At 58.7% G+C, this 19460-nt stretch carries 17 protein-coding genes and 1 pseudogene; 2 read left to right on the top strand and 16 right to left on the bottom strand.

The annotated features are described in order from the left end of the window. Positions 1 to 118: 118 nt before the first annotated feature. A complete protein-coding gene (locus HV127_RS24025; protein WP_228727495.1) occupies positions 119 to 1270 on the bottom strand; it encodes a M20 aminoacylase family protein in 1152 nt (383 codons plus the stop codon). A gap of 472 nt (positions 1271 to 1742) precedes the next feature. On the opposite strand from HV127_RS24025, the gene HV127_RS24030 reads away from it, so the two are divergent. Beyond that, the gene (locus HV127_RS24030) at positions 1743 to 2948 is read left to right on the top strand and encodes an MFS transporter (protein WP_182239298.1); all 1206 of its coding nucleotides are present in this window, start codon (positions 1743 to 1745) and stop codon (positions 2946 to 2948) included. A gap of 48 nt (positions 2949 to 2996) precedes the next feature. On the opposite strand, the gene HV127_RS24035 is transcribed toward HV127_RS24030, so the two are convergent. The 9 genes from HV127_RS24035 to HV127_RS24075 form a co-directional block, all read right to left on the bottom strand. After that, on the bottom strand, positions 2997 to 3446 hold the full coding sequence (locus HV127_RS24035; protein WP_182239300.1) for a methyltransferase: 450 nt from the start codon (positions 3444 to 3446) through the stop codon (positions 2997 to 2999). Positions 3447 to 3525: 79 nt separating this feature from the next. Continuing rightward, complete coding sequence (locus HV127_RS24040; RefSeq protein WP_182240802.1) at positions 3526 to 4248, bottom strand: amino acid ABC transporter ATP-binding protein; 723 nt, start codon at positions 4246 to 4248, stop codon at positions 3526 to 3528. Then, positions 4232 to 4999, bottom strand: coding sequence for an amino acid ABC transporter permease (locus HV127_RS24045; protein WP_110277278.1), 768 nt, complete (start codon positions 4997 to 4999; stop codon positions 4232 to 4234). Before HV127_RS24045 ends, HV127_RS24040 begins: the two co-directional genes overlap by 17 nt. Before the next feature lie 65 nt (positions 5000 to 5064). Beyond that, positions 5065 to 5832: a basic amino acid ABC transporter substrate-binding protein gene (locus tag HV127_RS24050; RefSeq protein WP_182239302.1), complete on the bottom strand. Its 768-nt coding sequence runs from the start codon at positions 5830 to 5832 to the stop codon at positions 5065 to 5067. 95 nt (positions 5833 to 5927) lie between these two features. Continuing rightward, a complete protein-coding gene (locus HV127_RS24055) occupies positions 5928 to 6827 on the bottom strand; it encodes a MurR/RpiR family transcriptional regulator (RefSeq protein ID WP_182239304.1) in 900 nt (299 codons plus the stop codon). Further along, on the bottom strand, positions 6824 to 7771 hold the full coding sequence (locus HV127_RS24060; protein ID WP_182239306.1) for an ABC transporter substrate-binding protein: 948 nt from the start codon (positions 7769 to 7771) through the stop codon (positions 6824 to 6826). The genes HV127_RS24055 and HV127_RS24060 overlap by 4 nt, the downstream gene beginning before the upstream one ends. Before the next feature lie 15 nt (positions 7772 to 7786). Next, positions 7787 to 8839: an iron ABC transporter permease gene (locus tag HV127_RS24065; protein ID WP_182239308.1), complete on the bottom strand. Its 1053-nt coding sequence runs from the start codon at positions 8837 to 8839 to the stop codon at positions 7787 to 7789. Then, entirely contained in the window at positions 8836 to 9861 is a 1026-nt protein-coding gene (locus HV127_RS24070) for an iron ABC transporter permease (protein WP_182239310.1), read from the bottom strand. The genes HV127_RS24065 and HV127_RS24070 overlap by 4 nt, the downstream gene beginning before the upstream one ends. After that, entirely contained in the window at positions 9858 to 10679 is an 822-nt protein-coding gene (locus HV127_RS24075; protein ID WP_182239312.1) for an ABC transporter ATP-binding protein, read from the bottom strand. The genes HV127_RS24070 and HV127_RS24075 overlap by 4 nt, the downstream gene beginning before the upstream one ends. A gap of 505 nt (positions 10680 to 11184) precedes the next feature. On the opposite strand from HV127_RS24075, the gene HV127_RS24080 reads away from it, so the two are divergent. Continuing rightward, on the top strand, positions 11185 to 13257 hold the full coding sequence (locus HV127_RS24080; protein WP_182240804.1) for a TonB-dependent siderophore receptor: 2073 nt from the start codon (positions 11185 to 11187) through the stop codon (positions 13255 to 13257). Between the two features lie 153 nt (positions 13258 to 13410). Here HV127_RS24080 and HV127_RS24085 read toward each other — a convergent pair whose 3' ends face one another. The 6 genes and pseudogenes from HV127_RS24085 to HV127_RS24110 form a co-directional block, all read right to left on the bottom strand. Next, the gene (locus tag HV127_RS24085) at positions 13411 to 14199 is read right to left on the bottom strand and encodes an ATP-binding cassette domain-containing protein (RefSeq protein ID WP_182239314.1); all 789 of its coding nucleotides are present in this window, start codon (positions 14197 to 14199) and stop codon (positions 13411 to 13413) included. Next, on the bottom strand, positions 14193 to 15188 hold the full coding sequence (locus tag HV127_RS24090) for an ABC transporter permease subunit (RefSeq protein WP_182239316.1): 996 nt from the start codon (positions 15186 to 15188) through the stop codon (positions 14193 to 14195). The genes HV127_RS24085 and HV127_RS24090 overlap by 7 nt, the downstream gene beginning before the upstream one ends. Next, positions 15169 to 16206: an ABC transporter substrate-binding protein gene (locus tag HV127_RS24095; RefSeq protein WP_182239318.1), complete on the bottom strand. Its 1038-nt coding sequence runs from the start codon at positions 16204 to 16206 to the stop codon at positions 15169 to 15171. Before HV127_RS24095 ends, HV127_RS24090 begins: the two co-directional genes overlap by 20 nt. Beyond that, positions 16203 to 17177: an ABC transporter substrate-binding protein gene (locus HV127_RS24100; RefSeq protein WP_182239320.1), complete on the bottom strand. Its 975-nt coding sequence runs from the start codon at positions 17175 to 17177 to the stop codon at positions 16203 to 16205. The genes HV127_RS24095 and HV127_RS24100 overlap by 4 nt, the downstream gene beginning before the upstream one ends. 11 nt (positions 17178 to 17188) lie before the next feature. Further along, positions 17189 to 18277, bottom strand: a complete 1089-nt coding sequence (locus HV127_RS24105) for an acyl-CoA dehydrogenase family protein (RefSeq protein WP_182240806.1) — start codon at positions 18275 to 18277, stop codon at positions 17189 to 17191. A 34-nt stretch (positions 18278 to 18311) separates the two neighbouring features. After that, positions 18312 to 19416, bottom strand: a pseudogene (locus HV127_RS24110) (LLM class flavin-dependent oxidoreductase). Positions 19417 to 19460: the final 44 nt, after the last annotated feature.

The following is a 19460-nucleotide window of genomic DNA, read 5'->3' on the forward strand; positions in this document are numbered from 1 at the left end:
TGCGTATTTCGCCCTGGTGCCGGGCGGCGGCTAACGCCTTGCCCGGCCTACTGGATCGCAGACGGCTAAGGACGTGTAGCCCGGACAGGTGCGCAGCACCGCCTCCGGGATCGGCATCTTACGCCAGCAGCTTTTCCACCAGCGCCGTCCACAGCGCTACGCCGTGCGGAATCAGTTCATCATTAAAATCATACCCGGCATTGTGCAGCGGCTTCGAGGCCGTCTCGCCGTCGGTCCCTATCCAAAAATAGGCTCCTGGACAGGCTTCCAGCATGCAGGCAAAATCCTCCGACGCCATGGATGGGTTTCCGTTCCAGCTCACCGCCGATTCCCCCAGCAGCGCGGTCGCCACATCGCGAACTTTTTGCGCTTGGGCAGGATCGTTAGTCGTCACCGGATAACCCGGATACCAGGAGATCTCCCCTTCAACGTCAGAGACCTGCGGCTGAGCGGCGACATAGCTCTCAATCAGCCCCCTCACCCGCTCGCGCACCTGGTTGTTCAGGCAGCGAAAGGTCCCGCGCAGCACAACTTTATCCGGCAGAACGTTAATCGCCTCACCGCCGGCAATCTGGGTGATGCTTACCACCGTAGATTCCTGCGGTGAAAGGCGGCGCGAAGGAATCGTTTGCAGCGCCATAATCAACTGCGCTGCGGCGACAATCGGGTCCGCCCCACGCTCCGGCATCGCCGCATGACAGCTTTTACCCGTCAGGGTGATTTCAAACGCATCGAGCGAGGCCATCATCGCCCCGCTGTTAATCGCCACCTGACCCAACGCAATACCCGGCCAGTTATGCAGCGCGTAGATGCCGTCCATCGGGAACAGGTCGAACAACCCTTCTTCCACCATTTTACGCGCGCCACCCAGATTCTCCTCGGCGGGCTGAAACACAAAGTGGACGGTGCCGCGAAAGCGGCGGGTTTGCGCCAGATGCGCGGCTGCCGCCAGCAGCATTGCGCTATGTCCATCGTGCCCACAGGCGTGCATCACGCCTGGATTGCGCGATTTATAGCTAACGTCGCCCAGTTCGGTTATCGGTAGCGCGTCCATATCCGCCCGCAGTCCAATTACCGGACCAGGGCCATTCTCCAGCGTCGCCACCACGCCGGTACCCGCCAGCCCGGTATGAACCTGAAGTCCAAATGAAGTGAGTAATTCAGCAATACGCCGCGAGGTTTCCTGCTCCTGGTATCCCAGTTCAGGGCAAGCATGAAAATCACGTCGCCAGCGGATGGCCTCGGCGATCAGTGAAGGGGATACTGCCATGTCTTACTCCTTTCCTGCACAGCATCAGCGCTGAACCAGTGTTTTATTCAATAATTTGCGGTTATATACCCTAAATAATTCGAGTTGCAGGACAAGGCACTCGTGCCTTGAACAGCGCTTGCGCTGGCCCCGAAGGGGCGAGGCCGCAGGCCGAGTAACGCGGCAAGAGAACGAATCCCCAGGAGCTTACTAAAGTAAGTGACTGGGGTGAGTGAGTGCAGCCAACGCACATGCAGCGTGAAGTATGACGGGTATAGGTTACCGACGATCCTATTGGTTATATCCTTTCGCCCGCGCGCTGACAACATTCAGCAGACCCTGAGCCCATGCGCATTAGCGAGGCATCCCGTCAGAGCCGCCTTTTTTGGCAGTCATATCAACGGTGACAGAAGGCGTGCGATTAATTATTATGCAGCTATACTGGCCTTTCGCCGAATAATTCACTCTTCAGACTTCCGTTATCGGGAATAAAATGTTCAACCCAGACCAGAGTCGCCTTGCCCCCACGCTGGCGATGATCATGGCCGCTTCACTAGTGGGATTTATCACCGGCTATACGGTGCCTTTAATCAGCCTTGAGCTGGCGCAGCAGCAGATTGATACCGTCTACGTTGGCCTGCTGGCCGCGCTACCGCCAGCGGGGATGATGATATCCTCCTTCCTCTCACCTGCGCTGTGCCGACGCTTTGAGATGGGGATGCTGCTGGCCGCAAGCTTGGTGGTGCTCGCAGTCTCCACAGTAGCCTCCTGCCTGAGCTTTGATATTGCACATCTTCTGCTGCCGCGACTGCTGACCGGTATGGCTTCTGGGGTGATTATCGTCCTCGGGGAGAGCTGGATAACCGGCGGCGCGGCGGGCAAAAATCGGGCAACCTTAACCGGGATTTACGCCTCTGCCTTCACCGGCTGTCAGCTGGCTGGGCCATTATTGATTTCCGCCGGGCCAGACTATCAGCCGTGGGCGCTGTTGGTCATTGGCGGCATCACCGTGGCCTGCCTGCTGATGCTGCGTCACTTGCCAACAGGTAGCCGCGAACGACTCGCCGAACACGCCAGCTGGCGCAGCCTTGGCGCTTTTTTACCGGTACTGGCTTCCGGCGTGTTCTGCTTTGCGTTCTTTGATGCCAGCATTCTGGCGCTGCTGCCGCTGTACGGTATGGATAAAGGGCTAAATGAAGTGATGGCGGTGCTGCTGGTCACGGTAGTCCTGACCGGCGACGCCCTGTTCCAGGCACCATTAGGCTGGATTGCCGACCGCTTCGGCATCCGCCGCGTACATCTAACCTGCGCGGTAGTCTTCTGCCTCGCACTGCTGGCCTTACCGTTCCTGCTGGCATCAAATATTCAGCTTATTGTTGGCTGTATGATTCTGGGAGCCGCGGCGGGCGCACTCTACACGCTATCGCTGGTTCGCGCCGGGAAAACCTTCTCCGGACAGAAGCTGATAATGATCAACGCTCTGCTGGGGTTTTTCTGGTCTGCGGGCAGCGTCGCGGGTCCGGTGGTCAGCAGCCTGCTGATTAGCGTCGCGGGCTATGATGGCCTGGTGATAACACTGTTTGCCAGCGGCGCGCTGTTCCTGCTGATTCAGTGCTTCGGCAAAAGCGAAAAAACGCTGCTGGCAGATGCGCGTGAACGCGAAGAAGAGATGGATGATATTAGCGAAGTCGCACGGTAGTTTTTATCTCCGGGCTTCGAAAATCAGCGACTTTCGGAGCTGGTAATCCTACAACCAGCGCCGCACTTTACGCGCATACTCCGGCCACTGGCGAGGAAAGAGACGAGCCATTTCCGCTTCTTCCGGGTGGATATGCAGCACGGTCAGCAAATAGATCAACAACGGTAGCGTCAGCAGCAGTAGCGGTTTGCCGCTGAGAATAATCAGGGCCAGCTGTACGCCAGTCATCGCCAGATAGATTGGATTGCGCGAATAGCGAAACCAGCCGTCGGTCATCAGGGTCGTGGTCTCTTGCGCTCGAAGCGGATTCAGGGTGGTACGGTGGGTGCGAAACTGGCGCAGCGTCCCGAGAACGATAACTGCGCTAATGATAAGAGGGATTAGCGCAAGGCCGAAATAGAGTGGCCGCCACGCCCAGAACTCGCGCCCGGCAATCAACAGATCGAAAAGCACAAACAGCAGCAGTAAAACCGGCGGGACGAACACCTTCCTTAACATCAGCGCACTCCATGGAATGAGCAACAAAATCATTCGGATTGTTCCCCGGCGGCATAGCGCACGCCGGGGCTGAAAACCATTACAGCACTTTACTCAAAAACTCAGCGGTGCGCGGGTTTACTGGCGCACTAAAGATCTGCGCCGGTTTGCCCTCTTCCTGAATAATACCCTGGTCGATAAAGATAACCCGGTCGGCCACTTCGCGGGCAAAGCCCATTTCGTGAGTCACAATAACCATGGTCATCCCTTCGCTGGCGAGATTTTTCATCACCTCCAGCACGTCGCCCACCAGCTCCGGATCCAGCGCCGAGGTCGGTTCATCGAACAGCATGATCGACGGCTTCATCGCCAGCGCGCGGGCAATCGCCACGCGCTGCTGCTGACCACCGGAAAGGCTGGAAGGCCAGGCGTCGCGCTTGTCGCTCAGCCCTACCTTCGCCAGCAGCTCTTCCGCCAGATGTACCGCCTCGGCCCGCGCCATACCGCGCAGGTTCATCGGCGCCATAATCAGGTTTTCCAGCACCGTTTTATGCGGGAACAGATTGAAACGCTGAAACACCATACCGACGCTTTCGCGCATCTTATTAATGTCAGTGGCGCGATCGTGGGCGGCAAAACCGTTCACCTCAACCTCACCTTCGCTGACGGTTTCCAGCGCGTTCATGCAGCGCAGAAAGGTACTTTTTCCCGAACCCGACGGACCAATAATGCAGACCACTTCCTGCGGTTTGATATCACAGCTGATGCCGCGCAGAACGTGGCTGTCGCCGAAGCGCTTGTGTAAATTATGAATGCGAATCACTTTTGCCAAACCTCTTTTCCAGACGGTTAACCAGCTGCGCCAGCAGGAAAGTAATAACCCAGTAGACCAGTGAGATGGTCAGGTAGGGTTCCCAGTAGGTGGCGTAAGCGCCGGAAACGGTACGCGCGGCGTAGGCCAGGTCCGCCAGGCCGATGGCTGAAGCCAGCGAGGAGTCTTTAACAATGGCGATGGCGTTGTTACCGAGCGGCGGCAGAATGCGGCGAAACGCCTGCGGCAGAATGACCTGACGCATGGTTTTCCACCACGGCATTCCCAGCGCGCGGGAGGCTTCCATCTGTCCTTTATCGATAGACTGGATACCGGCGCGGAAGATTTCGGAGACATAGGCCCCGGCGTTGAGCGTTATCGCCACGACGCAGGAGAGAAACGCGCCGTAGTTGGAGCGCAGCTCGCGGGCAAAATCGGCGCTCATCATGCCGCTGGTGACCAGCAGCCCATCGCGCGGATTGATAAACAGCGGCACCAGTGCGAAGTGAACCACCATGATTTGCACAAACAGCGGCGTGCCGCGAAACGCGCTGACGTAAAAGCGTACCGGAAACTGCACCAGGTAACGCAGAACGTATTTCCATACCCCGTGCTCGGCTTTCGCCATTCGCCCCAGCCCGAGGGTCAGCCCCCACAGGGTGCCGAGGATCACGCAGATAATGGTACATTTAATGGTCATCAAGGCACCGTCCATAAACAGCGGACCGTACTCCTCAATGATCTCCCAACGGAATCCCGTCATAACCCTTCCCTAAAAAATACGGCTATCGTTAATGTCGATAGCCGTGATGAAAACAAAAATACAGATTATTGTGCTGGCAGCGTCGGTACGTTCTCGTCGAACCAGGTTTTATAGATTTTGGCGTAGGTGCCATCAGCAACGATTTTCTGTAAACCGGCGTTGATTTTCGCCTGCAGTTCGCTGTTGCCTTTCGCTACCGCAATGCCGAAATACTGACGTTCAAATTTGGCGTCCGGCACCAGTTTGAACTGCTTCTCCGGGTGCTGCTTAATGTAGTATTTCACCACGCCGACATCGCCTACCGCCGCGCTCACGCCGTCTTCAAACAGCTCCTGCAGCATCAGCGGGGTGTTATCAAAGCGCTTGATCGAAGTGCTGTTTTTACCCAGTACGTCGGAAACGACAATATCGCCGGTACTGGAGTTCACCACCCCGACTTTCTCGCTTTTCAGCGCTTCCAGTGAAGTGACTTTAGAGTCTGCAGGAACCACGATGGACTGTTCAGCCGGGAAATACGGGGCGGAGAAATCGACCATCTGCTTGCGCTTATCGGTGATGGTGATCCCGGAGATAATAATGTCGCGGTCGCCGGTGCCCAGGGTGGCGAAGATCCCTTCCCACGGGGTGTTAATCAGTTTGATATCAAAACCTTCCGCTTTCGCAATCGCTTTGATGATGTCGATATCAAAACCTTCCAGCTGTTTCTGGCTGTTTTCAAACTCAAACGGACGATAGGTCCCGCCGGAGCCGACCACGTAAGTTTGCTGGGCCGCCTGAGCGGTACCGATCAGCGCTGCCATCAGGCAGCACGCTTTCATCCAATTCTTAACCATAACAACTCCGTTTTATGCATTTATTTTGCATAAAAATACACAGAGTCAGCAGGGCATGCAACCGGAAACCTTCCCGGCGGTGAATTATCTTTTGATTAGCCTCGTTTACCGCCGGATTTACCAATAGCCCGATGCAATTCATTGATCCGCTTCATCGATTTTACCGTCTTTTGCGGCGCGGTAGAGGCCACCGACAGCACGATCATCTCCAGGCACACCAGCACCGTACCATGTAGCGGCACTCGGCCATTGTCGTCGCCGCGCGGCACGTCGATCACCACCTGCGCCTCCTGGCTAAAGCGGGAGTCCACCGCCTGGGTGAGCAGAATCGTCGGGATCCCCAGCCGCCGCGCTTCACGCAGGGTGGTCATTCCCTCCCGATGCGGCGATTTTTGCCCCATCATAATCAGCACATCGCCGCGTTGCAGGCTAATGAGTTGCTCGGCGAGGCTAAATCCGGTACGGTTCATCACATACGAAGGCAGGCCAATGCGGCTCAGCAGCCTGGCGGTATATTCGGCGAGAATGCCCGACGCACCGATACCGAAGATGCCCACCTGACGCGCATCACTCAGCAGCGCCACCGCCTGAGCCACCGCTGCGCGGTTATCAGGACGCGACAGCACCGCACAGGCCCGCTGGTGCCCTTCGAGCACGAAATCGATACTCGAATTCACATCGCTGGACAGCGCGCCCACCGTCGAGATCATTTTTTCTGACGAGGTCGCCGACGGACCAAACCAGCGCTCCATGGTCTGTTTAAGCTCACGCAGCCCGGCAAAACCCAGCGCCTGAATCGCCCGCACCACCGTGGCATCCGAGGTATTCGTCGCGGTAGCGATCTCCATGGCCGTGCGCTCCAGCACCACTTCACGGTTGTCATTGATATAGCTGACCACCGCCAGCAGGCGTGGCGACAGCTGATGCGCGCGGGCGCGAAAACGCTCGCCAAACAGATCAACCCGCCCTTTCTCTCTCTTCACCGGCGTTTTCATTTCAGTCCTTCGGGCAAAGGGCGTCCGGCAATATGCGACTGAACCTGGGCGACCATCAGCGTCAGTGCGGCAAACGAGTTCGAAATAACATCTTCACGCGGCAGCAGAATATAGCGCCCGGTACGACAAGCGCGCATAAAATCACACCAGCCCGGCATCACGCCTTCCATCGCCTGTAGCTCATCCTGCGGCTTTCCGCCGGTATCCGAGCGCCAGGTGGCGAATACGAAATCGGCATCCAGCTCCGGTAGCTGTTCGGCACTCACGTCAATGCGCTGGCTATCGGGGATCTTGTCAATCAGCGGCGGGAAGCGGAACCCGGCATCGCGCAGCACGCGTCCCAGGGCATGATAAGAGTGATGCACGGTAACCTTGCCGTTATTGGCCTGAATCACCGACACGACAATCTTTTGCGTATCCACCGTCGCCTTCAACTGCGTAATCTGCTCCTGATAGCGACGTTCGAGGATCAATAACCGCGGCTGGGTGCCGGTCAACTGTGCCAGCTTGCTGTAAATGCGCGGCGCGCTGCCCTGCAGATGGTCAATGCTCACCGTCGGAGCAATCTTCTCCAGTTGTTCAACCGAAACGTGGCGGCTGTTCTCGGTGATAATCAAATCCGGCTTTGCGGCGGCGACGGCTTCAAGGTCGATATCCGCCGTGCCGATAAACTGAATCGCGCTGTTATCGAAATCAATCCCGGTTAACTGCGCGCTGGAGCGGAGAAAATGGCTGCCGTCAGGACGAGTCCGTCCGTGGCTGGCGACCGGCGGCACCCCAAGCTCGATCAGCGGAATGGTGATATCCAGATCGTGCATCGACACAATGCGCTGCGGGTGCAGCGGGACGGTCACCGTCCGGCCTAAGTCATCAGTAAATGTTTGCGTATCGGCCGCCGTGGCGACCCCCGCCATTAAGACCAGCAGAGAAATGAACCAGCGCATAGCAATCCTTTTGATTTACAAGGCGTCACGACGACGCCAAAGCAGCACAATAAAAAACGGGCAGCCGACCAGGGCAATAACAATTCCCGCCGGAATTTGTAGCGGAGCAAAAGCCAGGCGCCCCAGGGTATCGGTCACTAACACCAGCAGTGCGCCAATCAACGCGCTGCCGCTGAGCAGCGCTACCTGGCCGCCGCGCAGTAAAAAACGCGCCATATGCGGTGCCATCAGGCCCACAAAACCCAGGCTGCCGACGCAGGAGACGCTGGCGGAAGTCAGCAGTACCGGCGCGAAAAAGCGCAGCAGCGTCAGTTGTTGCAAACGCACGCCGAGGCCGATGGCGGTCCGGTCGCCCAGCAGCGCCGCATCAGCGGCCCGGGTGGTAAGAAACAGAATCAGCGCCCCCGGCAGCGCCCAGCAAAAAGCCACAACCAGCAGCGGCCAGGTCGCCGCGTGCAGGCTGCCCGCCAGCCAGATCATCGCCGTCTGCACGTCACGCACATCGGCGGTGGTCATGAAAATGCCAACCGCCGCCGCCAGCGTCCACGACACGCCGATACCGATCAGAATAAATCGCGGCCGCGAGCAGTCGCGGGCCAGCAGCAGAACCAGCAGCGCCACCAGCACACCGCCGAGCATCCCCGCCAGCGGCCGCCAGACGAGTCCCACCGCCGGGAAGAACAGCACCAGCGCCAGCACCACGATGCTGGCCCCCTCTTTCACCCCAATAAGCCCGGGATCCGCCAGGCCGTTGCGGGTAATACTCTGCATCGCCGCCCCGGCCAGGCCGAGCATCGCCCCGCACAACAACGCCATAAATACCCTCGGCAGGCGGATATCAAACAAAATAAAGCGTTGCTGCTCCGCCACGTTTTCCGGAGCCAGCAGCGCCTGGAGCAACGTCCCGGAGGGCATAGGGAAGCTGCCGCGCGTCAGACCGAATAGTGCCAACAGCAGGATCGCCAGCAACAACCCGCCAGCGATTCTCAGCGCCACCGGGCGCAGCAGCAACCGATAAGAACCCGCAGCAAATGGACGAAACCCGGCGCGATGGGCGGCGTTTTTCATTTAAAAAACCTCGCGGCGATAAAAATAAACACCGGCGCGCCGACCAGCGCGGTCATCGCACCGGTGGCCAACTCCTGAGGAGCCACCAGCGTGCGGGCGGCGATGTCCGCCAGCACCAGCACCAACGCACCGACCGGAGCGGCCAGCGGCAGCGCCAGGCGAATATCTTCAGTCACCAGACGACGCACCACGTGCGGCACCACCAGGCCAACAAAACCAATCGGCCCAGCTACCGCCACCGCCGAGCCGCAAAGCAACGCGATGGCAGCAAGCCCCAGCAGACGGGTTTGCACTATCTTCACCCCCAGCCCCAGCGCAACCTTATCGCCCAGCGCCAACACGTTCAGCCGCGGCGCCAGCACCAGCGCAATGCTCAGCCCCGCCAGCGCCGGAACAAAAGCGGACCGCAACGTTTGCCAGCTAAGACCGGCAAGATCGCCCGCCAGCCAGGTGCGCATCGCCAGCAGCGTTTGTTCATCGAGGATCAGAATCGCCGCCGTCACCGCCGAGGCAAACGCCGACAGCGCCACCCCGCACAGGGTAATGCGTAGCGGCGTCGCCCCACCTCGCCCTGACGACGACAGCAGCATCACGCCGCCAAACAGCAGCGCTGCCCCGCAGGCGGCGGTCAGCGGCCTGGCTAACGCCACGCCGCCGAGGCTAATTCCCAGCGCCGAAGTTACCACTACCGCCAGCGAGGCCCCGGCGTTCAGGCCGAGAATATGCGGCTCGCCAAGCGGGTTGCGGATCACGGTTTGCAGCAGCAGCCCCGCCACGCCAAGCGCCGCGCCGGTCAGCAGCGCTGCCGCCAGGCGCACCAGGCGTAAATCAACAATAATGCGGTGATCGAAGTTGCGCGGATCGTAATGAAAAAGCGCCTGAATCACCGTTTGCGGTGCAATCCAGCGCGCGCCCAGCCCGAGATGCACCAGCGAACTGCCAAGCAGCAACAGACTCAGCAGTACCAGCGCCAGCCGGGGCCGGGATTGTCGGCGATGCAGGGACAGCGCGGAGGCGCTCATAAATCCCTCTCCTCGCGAACGCGAAACGGCATAAAAAAAGGCTTACCGGTCTGCGGATTGACTGACATCTGCACGTCAACGTCAAAGACGGTTTTAATCAGCCCCGGCGTACAGGTTTCTCCTTCGTCGATAACCCCAGCGATCTGCCCTTTTTTGAGAAACACCAGCATGTCGGCGTAGTTCACCGCAAAGTTCAGATCGTGCAGGACGGTCACTACGGTGCGACCATGTTCGCGGGTTAAGGTTTGCAGCAGTTCGAGGATATCGACCTGATAGCGCAGGTCGAGCCAGGTGGTGGGTTCATCCAGCAGGATGGTCGACGTTTGCTGCGCCAGCGCCATCGCAATCCAGCAGCGCTGACGCTGGCCGCCGGAGAGGCTGTCGACCGGTAAATGGGCAAATTCGGTGGTGCCGGTAAGTCGGAGCGCCTCTTCAACCGCCCGTTCATCGGCATCGGACCACTGACGCATCAGCCCCTGCCAGGGATAGCGTCCGCGCGAAACCAACTCAAAGACCGTTAGCCCTTCGGGCGTCAGCGGCGATTGCGGCAAAATACCCAACCGGCGGGAAACCTCCCGGGTCGGCATCTGGTGAATCACCTCACCGTCCAGGCGCACGCAGCCGCCCAGCGGCTTGAGCATCCGGGCGATAGTCGACAGCAGCGTCGATTTACCGGAGCCGTTGGCCCCGGCCAGTACCGTCATTTTCCCGTGGGGGATGGTCAGATGAATATTATCGACAATTAACGTCTGGCCATATCCGGCCGACAGGGAATCGAGAACGATCCCCTGCTCTGCAGGTAACACCCGCTGTGGCATAACTCACTCCTGCGCCGCAACGGCGTGGCGCTAACCCGCACGTTCCGCACTCAAACAAAAATAAATCTCATTCTCTTTTGATCATGCGGGGGATGAATGTAGTAGTCAATACCCCATCGTTACGGAAGAAACGCCAGGTTACTACCAAAAACCACACGCGAACAAAGAGATTTAATAATCAATAAAAACAAACAATTAATTCAAAATCACTTTCTTAACTCAGCGCTAAAATATTGATTGTTGCTGCTGGCGATTTTTTATCTTACATAACATTTACTACTACATTTCTTCGTGATTGAATGATTCTCAATTACATGTCTGGACGCAGAATAGCGTGAAAAACAGATAGATTTATTTTTCAGGGCAATGATTTTATTGACTTTACCTCTCCGCAAAGGCGAGGTTCGTTCACGAGAAACAGAAAATGATTCCATTAAATGTCCCTTTTTCGGCATTAAAAGGGCGTGCGCTTTTTTCACTGATTTTTTTGACCTCACCGGGATTATTGGCGGCAGAAAATAGCGCCGATAAAACAAAGAAAACCGCCGACGAGACGATTACGGTGGTAGCTGACGGCGCGCAGCAGAACGCCACTAGCGGCTATCAGCCGGTCAGTACCTCAACCGCCACGCTGACCTCGATGCCGATGCTGGATATTCCGCAGGTGGTCAATACCGTGAGCGATAAAGTGCTGGAAGATCAGCACGTCACCAATCTTGATGAGGCGTTGTATAACGTCGCTAACGTCGTACAAACCAATACGTTAGGCGGCACCCAGGACGCCTTTAGCCGCCGCGGTTTCGGTTCTAACCGCGATGGTTCAATCATGACTAACGGACTGCGCACCGTGCTGCCGCGCAGCTTTACCGCCGCCACCGAGCGAGTTGAAGTGCTGAAAGGCCCGGCCTCAACGCTGTACGGTATTCTCGACCCCGGCGGCTTGATAAACGTCGTCACCAAACGCCCGGAGCGCACCTTCGGCGGCTCCGTTTCCGCCACTTCCACCAGCTTTGGCGGCGGCACCGGTCAGTTTGACGTTACCGGCCCCATTGAAGGGACGCAGCTGGCGTACCGGGTGATTGGCGAATATCAGAATGAAGATTACTGGCGCAATTTCGGTAAAGAGAAGAGCAGCTTTATTAACCCTTCCCTGACCTGGTTCGGCGAGCGGGCGACGGTAAACGTTTCCTATTCACACCGTAACTACAGCACCCCGTTCGATCGCGGCACCATCTTCGATCTGAACACCGGTCATGCGGTTAACGTCGATCGAAAAACGCGTTTTGATGAACCGTTTAACATCACCGACGGTTATTCCGATCTCGCGCAGCTGAATGCGGAATATCGTCTTAATGACGCCTGGACCGCGCGCTTTGACTACAGCTACAGCCAGGATCACTACAACGATAACCAGGCCCGCGTGATGGCTTATGATTCAGCGACCGGAGACCTGACCCGCCGCGTCGACGCCACCCATGGTTCAACCCAGAAAATGCACTCCACGCGGGCGGATTTGCAGGGTAACGTGGTGATAGGCGGTTTCTACAACGAGATCCTCACCGGCCTGGCGTACGAGAATTACGATCTGCTGCGTACCGATATGATCCGCTGTAAGAACGTGAAAGGGTTCAATATCTATAACCCGGTCTACGGCACGGTCGACAAGTGCTCCAGCGTTTCGGCATCCGATAGCGACCAGCGTATTCAGCAGGAGAGCTATGCGGGCTACGTTCAGGATGCGCTCTATCTGACCGATAAGTGGATAGCCGTCGCCGGGGTGCGCTATCAGTATTACACCCAGTACGCGGGTAAAGGCCGTCCGTTTAACGTCAACACCGACAGCAGCGACCAGAAATGGACGCCGAAAGTTGGCCTGGTGTATAAGCTGACGCCGACAATCTCGCTGTTCGGTAACGTGGCGCAGTCGTTTATGCCGCAGTCCTCTATCGCCAGCTATATCGGTAACCTGCCGCCGGAAGAGTCCACTTCCTACGAATTAGGCGCGAAGTTTGAACTGTTCAGCGGCGTTACTGCCAATATCGCGCTGTTCGATATTGATAAGCGTAACGTCCTCTATACCGAAGCGGTGGGCGATGAAACCATTGCGAAAACCGCCGGTAAAGTCCGCTCACGCGGCGTGGAAGTGGATGTGGCCGGGTCGTTGACCGATAACCTTAGCGTCATCGCCAGCTACGGTTATACCGACGCGAAAGTTACCGATGACCCGGATTACCAGGGCAAACCGCTGCCGAACGTGCCCAAGCACACCGGTTCGCTGTTCCTGAGCTATGACATTCATAACGTCTACGACAGCAATACCCTGACGGTCGGCGGCGGCGGTCGGGCGGTCAGCAAGCGTTCCGGCACCAACGGCGCGGATTATTATCTGCAGGGCTATGCGGTAGCGGATGTGTTCGCGGCCTATAAGATGAAGCTGCAATACCCGGTCACTCTGCAGGTTAACGTGAAGAACCTGTTCGATAAGACCTATTACACGTCATCTATCGGCACCAATAACCTCGGTAACCAGATTGGCGACCCGCGCGAAGTGCAGTTTACGGTGAAAATGGATTTTTAAGTTGATAGCGTTCCCCGGTAGTCCAATTAGGCTACCGGGGAAAATCAAGGTTACAGATTGTTGACACCGAGTGAACTTCTGGAATCGCCCGGTGGCGGCTAACGCCTTACCGGGCCTACAAAAGCCGGGCTATATAAGCCCGGCATTAGGGACTTACCAATCCTCTTCCTGTCCGAGAATACGCAAAATATCCTGGCGATACTGCAACAGCTGCGAATTATCGCGATGGCGCGGAAACTCAAGCGGGAGCGAGAACTCAGCGATAATTCTGCCCGGACGCGGCGACATCACCAGTACCCGCTCACACAGCAGCAGCGCCTCTTCGATATCGTGGGTCACCAGCAGGCTGGTATAGCCCCGCTGCTGCCATAGGGCGATCAGCTCCCGCTGCATGCTGATACGGGTGAGCGAATCGAGTTTGCCCAGCGGCTCGTCTAATAACAGAAGGCGCGGTTCATTTAACAACGCGCGCGCCAGCGCCGCACGCTGCGCCATCCCGCCGGAAAGCTGGCGCGGCCAGGCCTCGCTAAACGCCTCAAGCCCCATCCGTGAAATCAGCGCGTCGGCCTTCGGCTCAAGCCCCTTCTTGCCCTGCGCCTGCGGCCCCAGCAGCACGTTTTGCCGTACCGTCAGCCAAGGGTAGAGCGTCGGGTCCTGAAACACCAGAATTCGCTCGGGCCCTGGTCCGTCCATTGCCGCCTCATCAATCTGAATGTGCCCACTCTGCTGCGCCTCCAGACCCGCCAGCAGCCGCAGCAGGGTCGATTTACCGCAGCCTGACGGCCCAAGCAGCGCGACGCTCTCTCCGGGCCGCAGCTGCAGGCTGATATTCTCCAGCACCGGAACCGCCTGTTTGCCAAGCGTAAAAGCATGATGTAGATGGCTAATCGATACCGTTGCGCCGGTAGATATCGCCTGAGAATTTAGCGTCGCGGTTACCATTTCATCCCTCCCCGCTGCCAGCTCAGCAGCCTGTCGCGGACCATAAACAGCCCGCTAATCAGACCCGAGCATAAAAACGCCATCACCAGCAGCGCCGCGTACATATTGGGATACGCCGCCCAGCCCTGCGCCCATTGCAAATAAAAGCCAATCCCGGATTTAACCCCTACCATTTCAGCAACGATCAGCACCGAAAACGACGCGCCGAGGCCCATAAACAGGCCGACAAACACGTTTGGCAACGCAGCGGGGATCGCCACCCGCAGGATCAGAAAGCGCTGGCTGGCCCCCAGGGTCCGCGCCACGTCATACCATGCCCTATCGATACCGATCACCCCGGACCAGGTCAGCACGGTCACCGGAAACCAGGTGCTGAGCGCAATCAGAAACACGCTGGCGCCGAAGCTCGAAGGGAAAATAAACAGGCACAGCGGCAGCAGCGCGGTGGACGGTACCGGCCCCAGCAGGCGCAAAACCGGATGCATCCAGTAGCCGATACGCTGAGACCAGCCGATCGCCAGACCGCTGATAAAACCGCAGCTGGTGCCGAGCAGCACGCCAAGCCCAAGCAGCCCCAGCGAATGCAGAAGGCTGTCAAGCAGGCGCGGCCAGTCATCGTGCAGTACTTCAATCAGCGCCTGCGGCGGCGCGAAAAACGGTACCGGCAGAAACGCCGTCTTCGCTGTCAGCCCTTCCCATATAGCAAACAGCACCGGCAGCAGCGCCAGCCATTTCCCGGCATATTGCAACCGCGCGCCCCGCTGCCGCCAGTAGCGGTAGCTCAGCGCCAGCAGCAGTAATCCCCCGCCGACGGTGAGCTGAGCCAGCGCCCAACCTTCGCTAAACGGCCAGCGCCGCCCGACATCCGGCCAGGCGAGAGTAAAAAAACCACCCAGCAGCCACAATACGCCAGCCAGCAGGCCTTCATTCCACAGCGGCCTGCCGCGGGTCGGGCGCAACCGCACCCGTTCAGGCGAAAACGTTGACATAAATACTCTCCGCAAACTGATGAGGATCGGTCCCCGGCTTGATCACCTGCACGCGCTGAAGATCCACCGCATACTGCGTCAGCTCTTTGACAAACGCCTCGCCCACCGCATGATGACCGTGCCCCTGCCCGTGAAGGATCCCGCTAACCTCCGCTTCATTGGTATTGAGCGCATGGGCCAGGAAGGATTGCGCCACGCTTTCCGGGTGTTCAGCGGCGTAGCTGTGCGCTTCAAGAATCGCCTGAGTGAGCGCGGCGGCGGCAGGTTTGTGATCTCGCGCCAGAGTACCGCTGACGCCCAGCACGCAGCAGCTCAGGTTGGCGTAATCGCCGGTCATATTGCTGGCGATAAGCTGATATTTACCGGTTTCCAGCAGGCGATAGCTAAATGGTTCGCTACCGCTAATGGCGGCGATTTCGCGTTTATCCAGCGCGACGCTGAGCAGATCGGCGGGATAGACTTTCCACTGCACGTCGCTTATTGGGTCGATGCCGTGGCGCTTGAGTAAAATGGCGAAGAAGTTTTTGTCCGGCCCGGCCATATCGGTAACGCCGATAGTTTGCCCTTTCAGGCTCTCCAGGCCGCCAAACGGCGAGTTTTTCGCCGTCAGCAGGTTCAGACAGCCGCCGTGAGTTCCGGCGGTCAACTTGACGTCGAAGCCCTGTTCCAGCGCCTTCAGCCAGCGCAGCGCCATGCCAACCCCGGCATCGGCCTTGCCGGTGGCAATCGCCTCCAGCAGCACGTCCGTTGAGTTACCGAAGTTAACGAACTCAACGTCGAGATTATATTTACTGAAAATCTTCTGCTGCTCCGCGACGGCAACCGGGGCAAGGCACACCGCGCTTTTGTTTATCGCCAGCTTGATTTTGTACGGCTGTGCCAGACGCAGTGCCGGATGCTCGTCGCTGCTCGCCATCGCCGCCATATCGTGAGCCCATAACGGCAGGGATGCCCCCGCCAGCGCCACGCCACCGCTTAATTGTAAGAAGCGACGGCGGGAAAAACCGGAATGCATCATGGCGCGACCTCCGCATGAGCCTGCGCGGCAGGCACGCTAAAACCGTTATCAAATGTCGGCGTGACGTCGAGCTTTGCGCGGATCAGGCCGTTAGCGAGGTAGAAATCCGCCGTTGATTGCTGCTGGGCGACCGTTTGCGAATCCAGGCGCAGCCACTGCGACTGACGATTGGCAAACTGCGCGCGGGCGATATCCGCCGGGAAGCGGATAATTTCCCCCAGCGTTTTACCGTAGCTATCAAGGTTGGCGTAGGCCCAGCGCTCAGCACCGGCCAGGCGATTGAGATAATCTTGTAGTGCCGCGCGTTTTTGCGGATCGTTCAGCGCATCATCGGTGGCGGCGAGGAAAGTGTTGCCCGGCAGCAGCCCTTTGCCGCTCACCAGAATCTGCCCCTCGGCGGTCTTGACCAGTTGAGTGGTATACGGCTCCCAGGTCGCCCAGGCATCTACCGAGCCGTTAAGCAGCGCCACTTTGGCGTCCACCGGCCCGAGAAACACCCACTGCACCTCTTTGGGCGAAATACCCGCCTGCTCCAGCGCTTTCAGCGCCACGAAATGACCAATCGACCCTTTACCGGTGGCAATACGCTTGCCTTTTAAATCCGCCGCGCTTTTCAGCGGGCTGCCGGGAGAGACCAGCACCGCGGTCCCCGCTGGGTTACTTTTATCGACGGCGATGGCTTTGACCGGCGCGCCGTTAGCCAGCGCAAACAGCAGCGGTGCATCGCCGATAATCCCCACGTCCACCGCACCGGCGTTCAACGCTTCCGCCAGCGGCGCAGCGGCCGGAAACTCGGCCCACTTAATGTCGTACGAGAGATTTTGCAGCGCGTTGGCGGCTTCCAGCTGCGAACGCATGCCGCCTTTTTGGTCGGCGATGCGTAGAGTGATTCGCTCCTGAGCCGCCGCATAGCCGCTCAGGGCCAACAGCATCGCCGCCCCGGCTAAACGGGTGAATTTGGGTATGCGCATATGAATTATCCTTATTTTTGAAAAGCGTATTTGCCTGCCGCCAGCCACGCGCTGTCGCTCTGCGGGGTATGTACCCGCCCGCACAGCACGTTGCGATAGTGGCGTTCCAGAGGGTTTTGCCGACTCAGACCATGATTGCCGGTCAGCTCCAGCGCCAGATTCACCGCCTGAATGGCGTTGTCGGTAATGGTGACTTTTGCCAGATTCGCCTCGATGGCGGAAAAGCCCAGCTCCGCGGCCTTCTCCAGCAGGTTGCGATTCACCAGCAATAAGCCGTCAATCTGCCCGACCTTTTCCTGCACTCGCGGCAGGCTGGAAAGCGGCTGCCCGAGGTTTCCGGGGATTCGTGTGTGGAGCCACGCCACCAGCCAGTCGCGAGCGGCGCGGGCGACGCTGTCGTAAATCGCCGTCAGCAGCGCCGTGTGGCGGTTGGCAAACAGGCGAAACTGCTCGGCATCCGGCGCGGGCGGCGCATCGACAGACCATACGTCCACCGCATTCTCTGCGGACACCAGCACATTTTTCAGAATGACTTCATGACTGCCGGTAGCCCGCATTCCGGCGTGATCCCAGCTTTTCACCACGGTGATGCCGTCACTATCGCGAGGTACCAGCCAGGTACCAACCAGCGGCGTACTGTCGTCACTGCGACCCCAGAGTGCCAGCCAGCTCAGGCCTTCGATGCCGGTGGTATAGATTTTGTGGCCGCTAATTCGCCAGCCCTCCGCGCTGCGGCTCGCCACGGTTTTCGGCAGGCCGCCGCGTGCCGGAGATCCCAGCTCCGGCTCCACGCGCAGGCTATTAATCAATCCGCCCCGCTCAACGGCATCCTGAAAAACCTGCTGGCGCAGCGGCTCGGCCCAGTTTTCATTTTCCGCCAGCCGCAGGTGATGCAGGTATTGCATACAGACGATCAGCGCCGTCGCCGGTTCACCCCAGGCAATCGCGGCGATAGCCTGCTGAAGACGCGCTAAATCGGCTCCCACCCCGCCATATTGTCGCGGCACGGCAAGGCTTAAAAAGCCGCGCTGGCGCAAACGTTCGATATTGTGATGAGGAAATTCACCGCTGGCGTCGAGGCTGGCCGCCTGCTCTGCCATTAGCTGGCGGATCTCCGTCAGCCGCCGCGACCAATCATCGAATGCGGAATCGGTCACGATGCGCGCTCCGCCACGGAGCGCAAGGCGGCTTTTTCACGGGTTATCGGCAGCAGCGCTTTCCCGTACTCCTGCGCATCGTTGAGCGGATCGAATCCGCGGATCAGGAAATTGCGCACGCCAAGGTCGTAGTAGTCGAGCAGCGCGTCGGCAACCTGTTCTGGCGTGCCCACCAGCGCGGTGGAGTTGTGACCGCCGCCGACCAGTTGGGCGATCCCGGTCCACAGGCGCTTATCCACCACCTTGCCCTGCGCCGCTGTCGCCCGCAGGCGCTGCGCGCCGACGCTATCGGGCTTGGCTTTGAAACCGCCTTCAGTCTGCGCCGCGCGTTCAGTGGCGACGTGCAGAATATGCTCGGCCTTTTCCCAGGCTTCGGCTTCGGTGTCGGCGATAATCGGGCGGAAAGAGACGCTGAAGTCGATCTCACGCTGATGTTTCGCCGCCTCGGCCCGCACGCGCCGGATGGTTTCATCGGTTTGCGCCAGCGACTCTCCCCACAGGGCGAAAACGTTGGCGTGCTTTCCGGCCACGGCAATAGCCGCTTCCGACGAGCCGCCGAAATACAAGGGAATATGCGGCTTTTGCAGCGGGCGGATCGCCGACCAGGCCTGTTCCGCCTGATAAAAATCGTTGGCGATATCCACCGGTTGTTCGGCGGTCCAGACCTTGCGGAGGGTGTCGAGGAAGGCATCGGTACGGGCATAGCGCTGGTCATGATCGAGATAGTCACCGTCGCGGCGCTGCTCGGCATCATTACCGCCGCTGATGATATGCACCGCCAGGCGTCCACCCAGCAGGTGTTCAAGGGTAGCGAATTTACGCGCCGCAAGAGTTGGCGAGACAAAACCAGGGCGATGCGCCAGCAGGAAGCTGATGTTTTGCGTCGACAGCCCGGCCAGCGCGGTCACCAGAAATCCATCAGGTTGATCGGACCAGTGGCCCACCAGCAGGCGGTCGAACCCGGCAGCCTCGTGGGTTTGCGCAAAGCGCACGATGTAATCGCGGTCAAAAATCGGGCCAACCGGGGCGATGGTTTCCGACGACAGGCGATGACCGATCATGCCGAGAAACTGAATGCTCATACAGAACTCCTTGTATCAGGATAACGAATGGGCCGCAGCGGCGG

The sequence above is a fragment of the Klebsiella sp. RHBSTW-00215 genome (assembly GCF_014103785.1).
In the GTDB taxonomy this organism is placed as follows: domain Bacteria; phylum Pseudomonadota; class Gammaproteobacteria; order Enterobacterales; family Enterobacteriaceae; genus Klebsiella.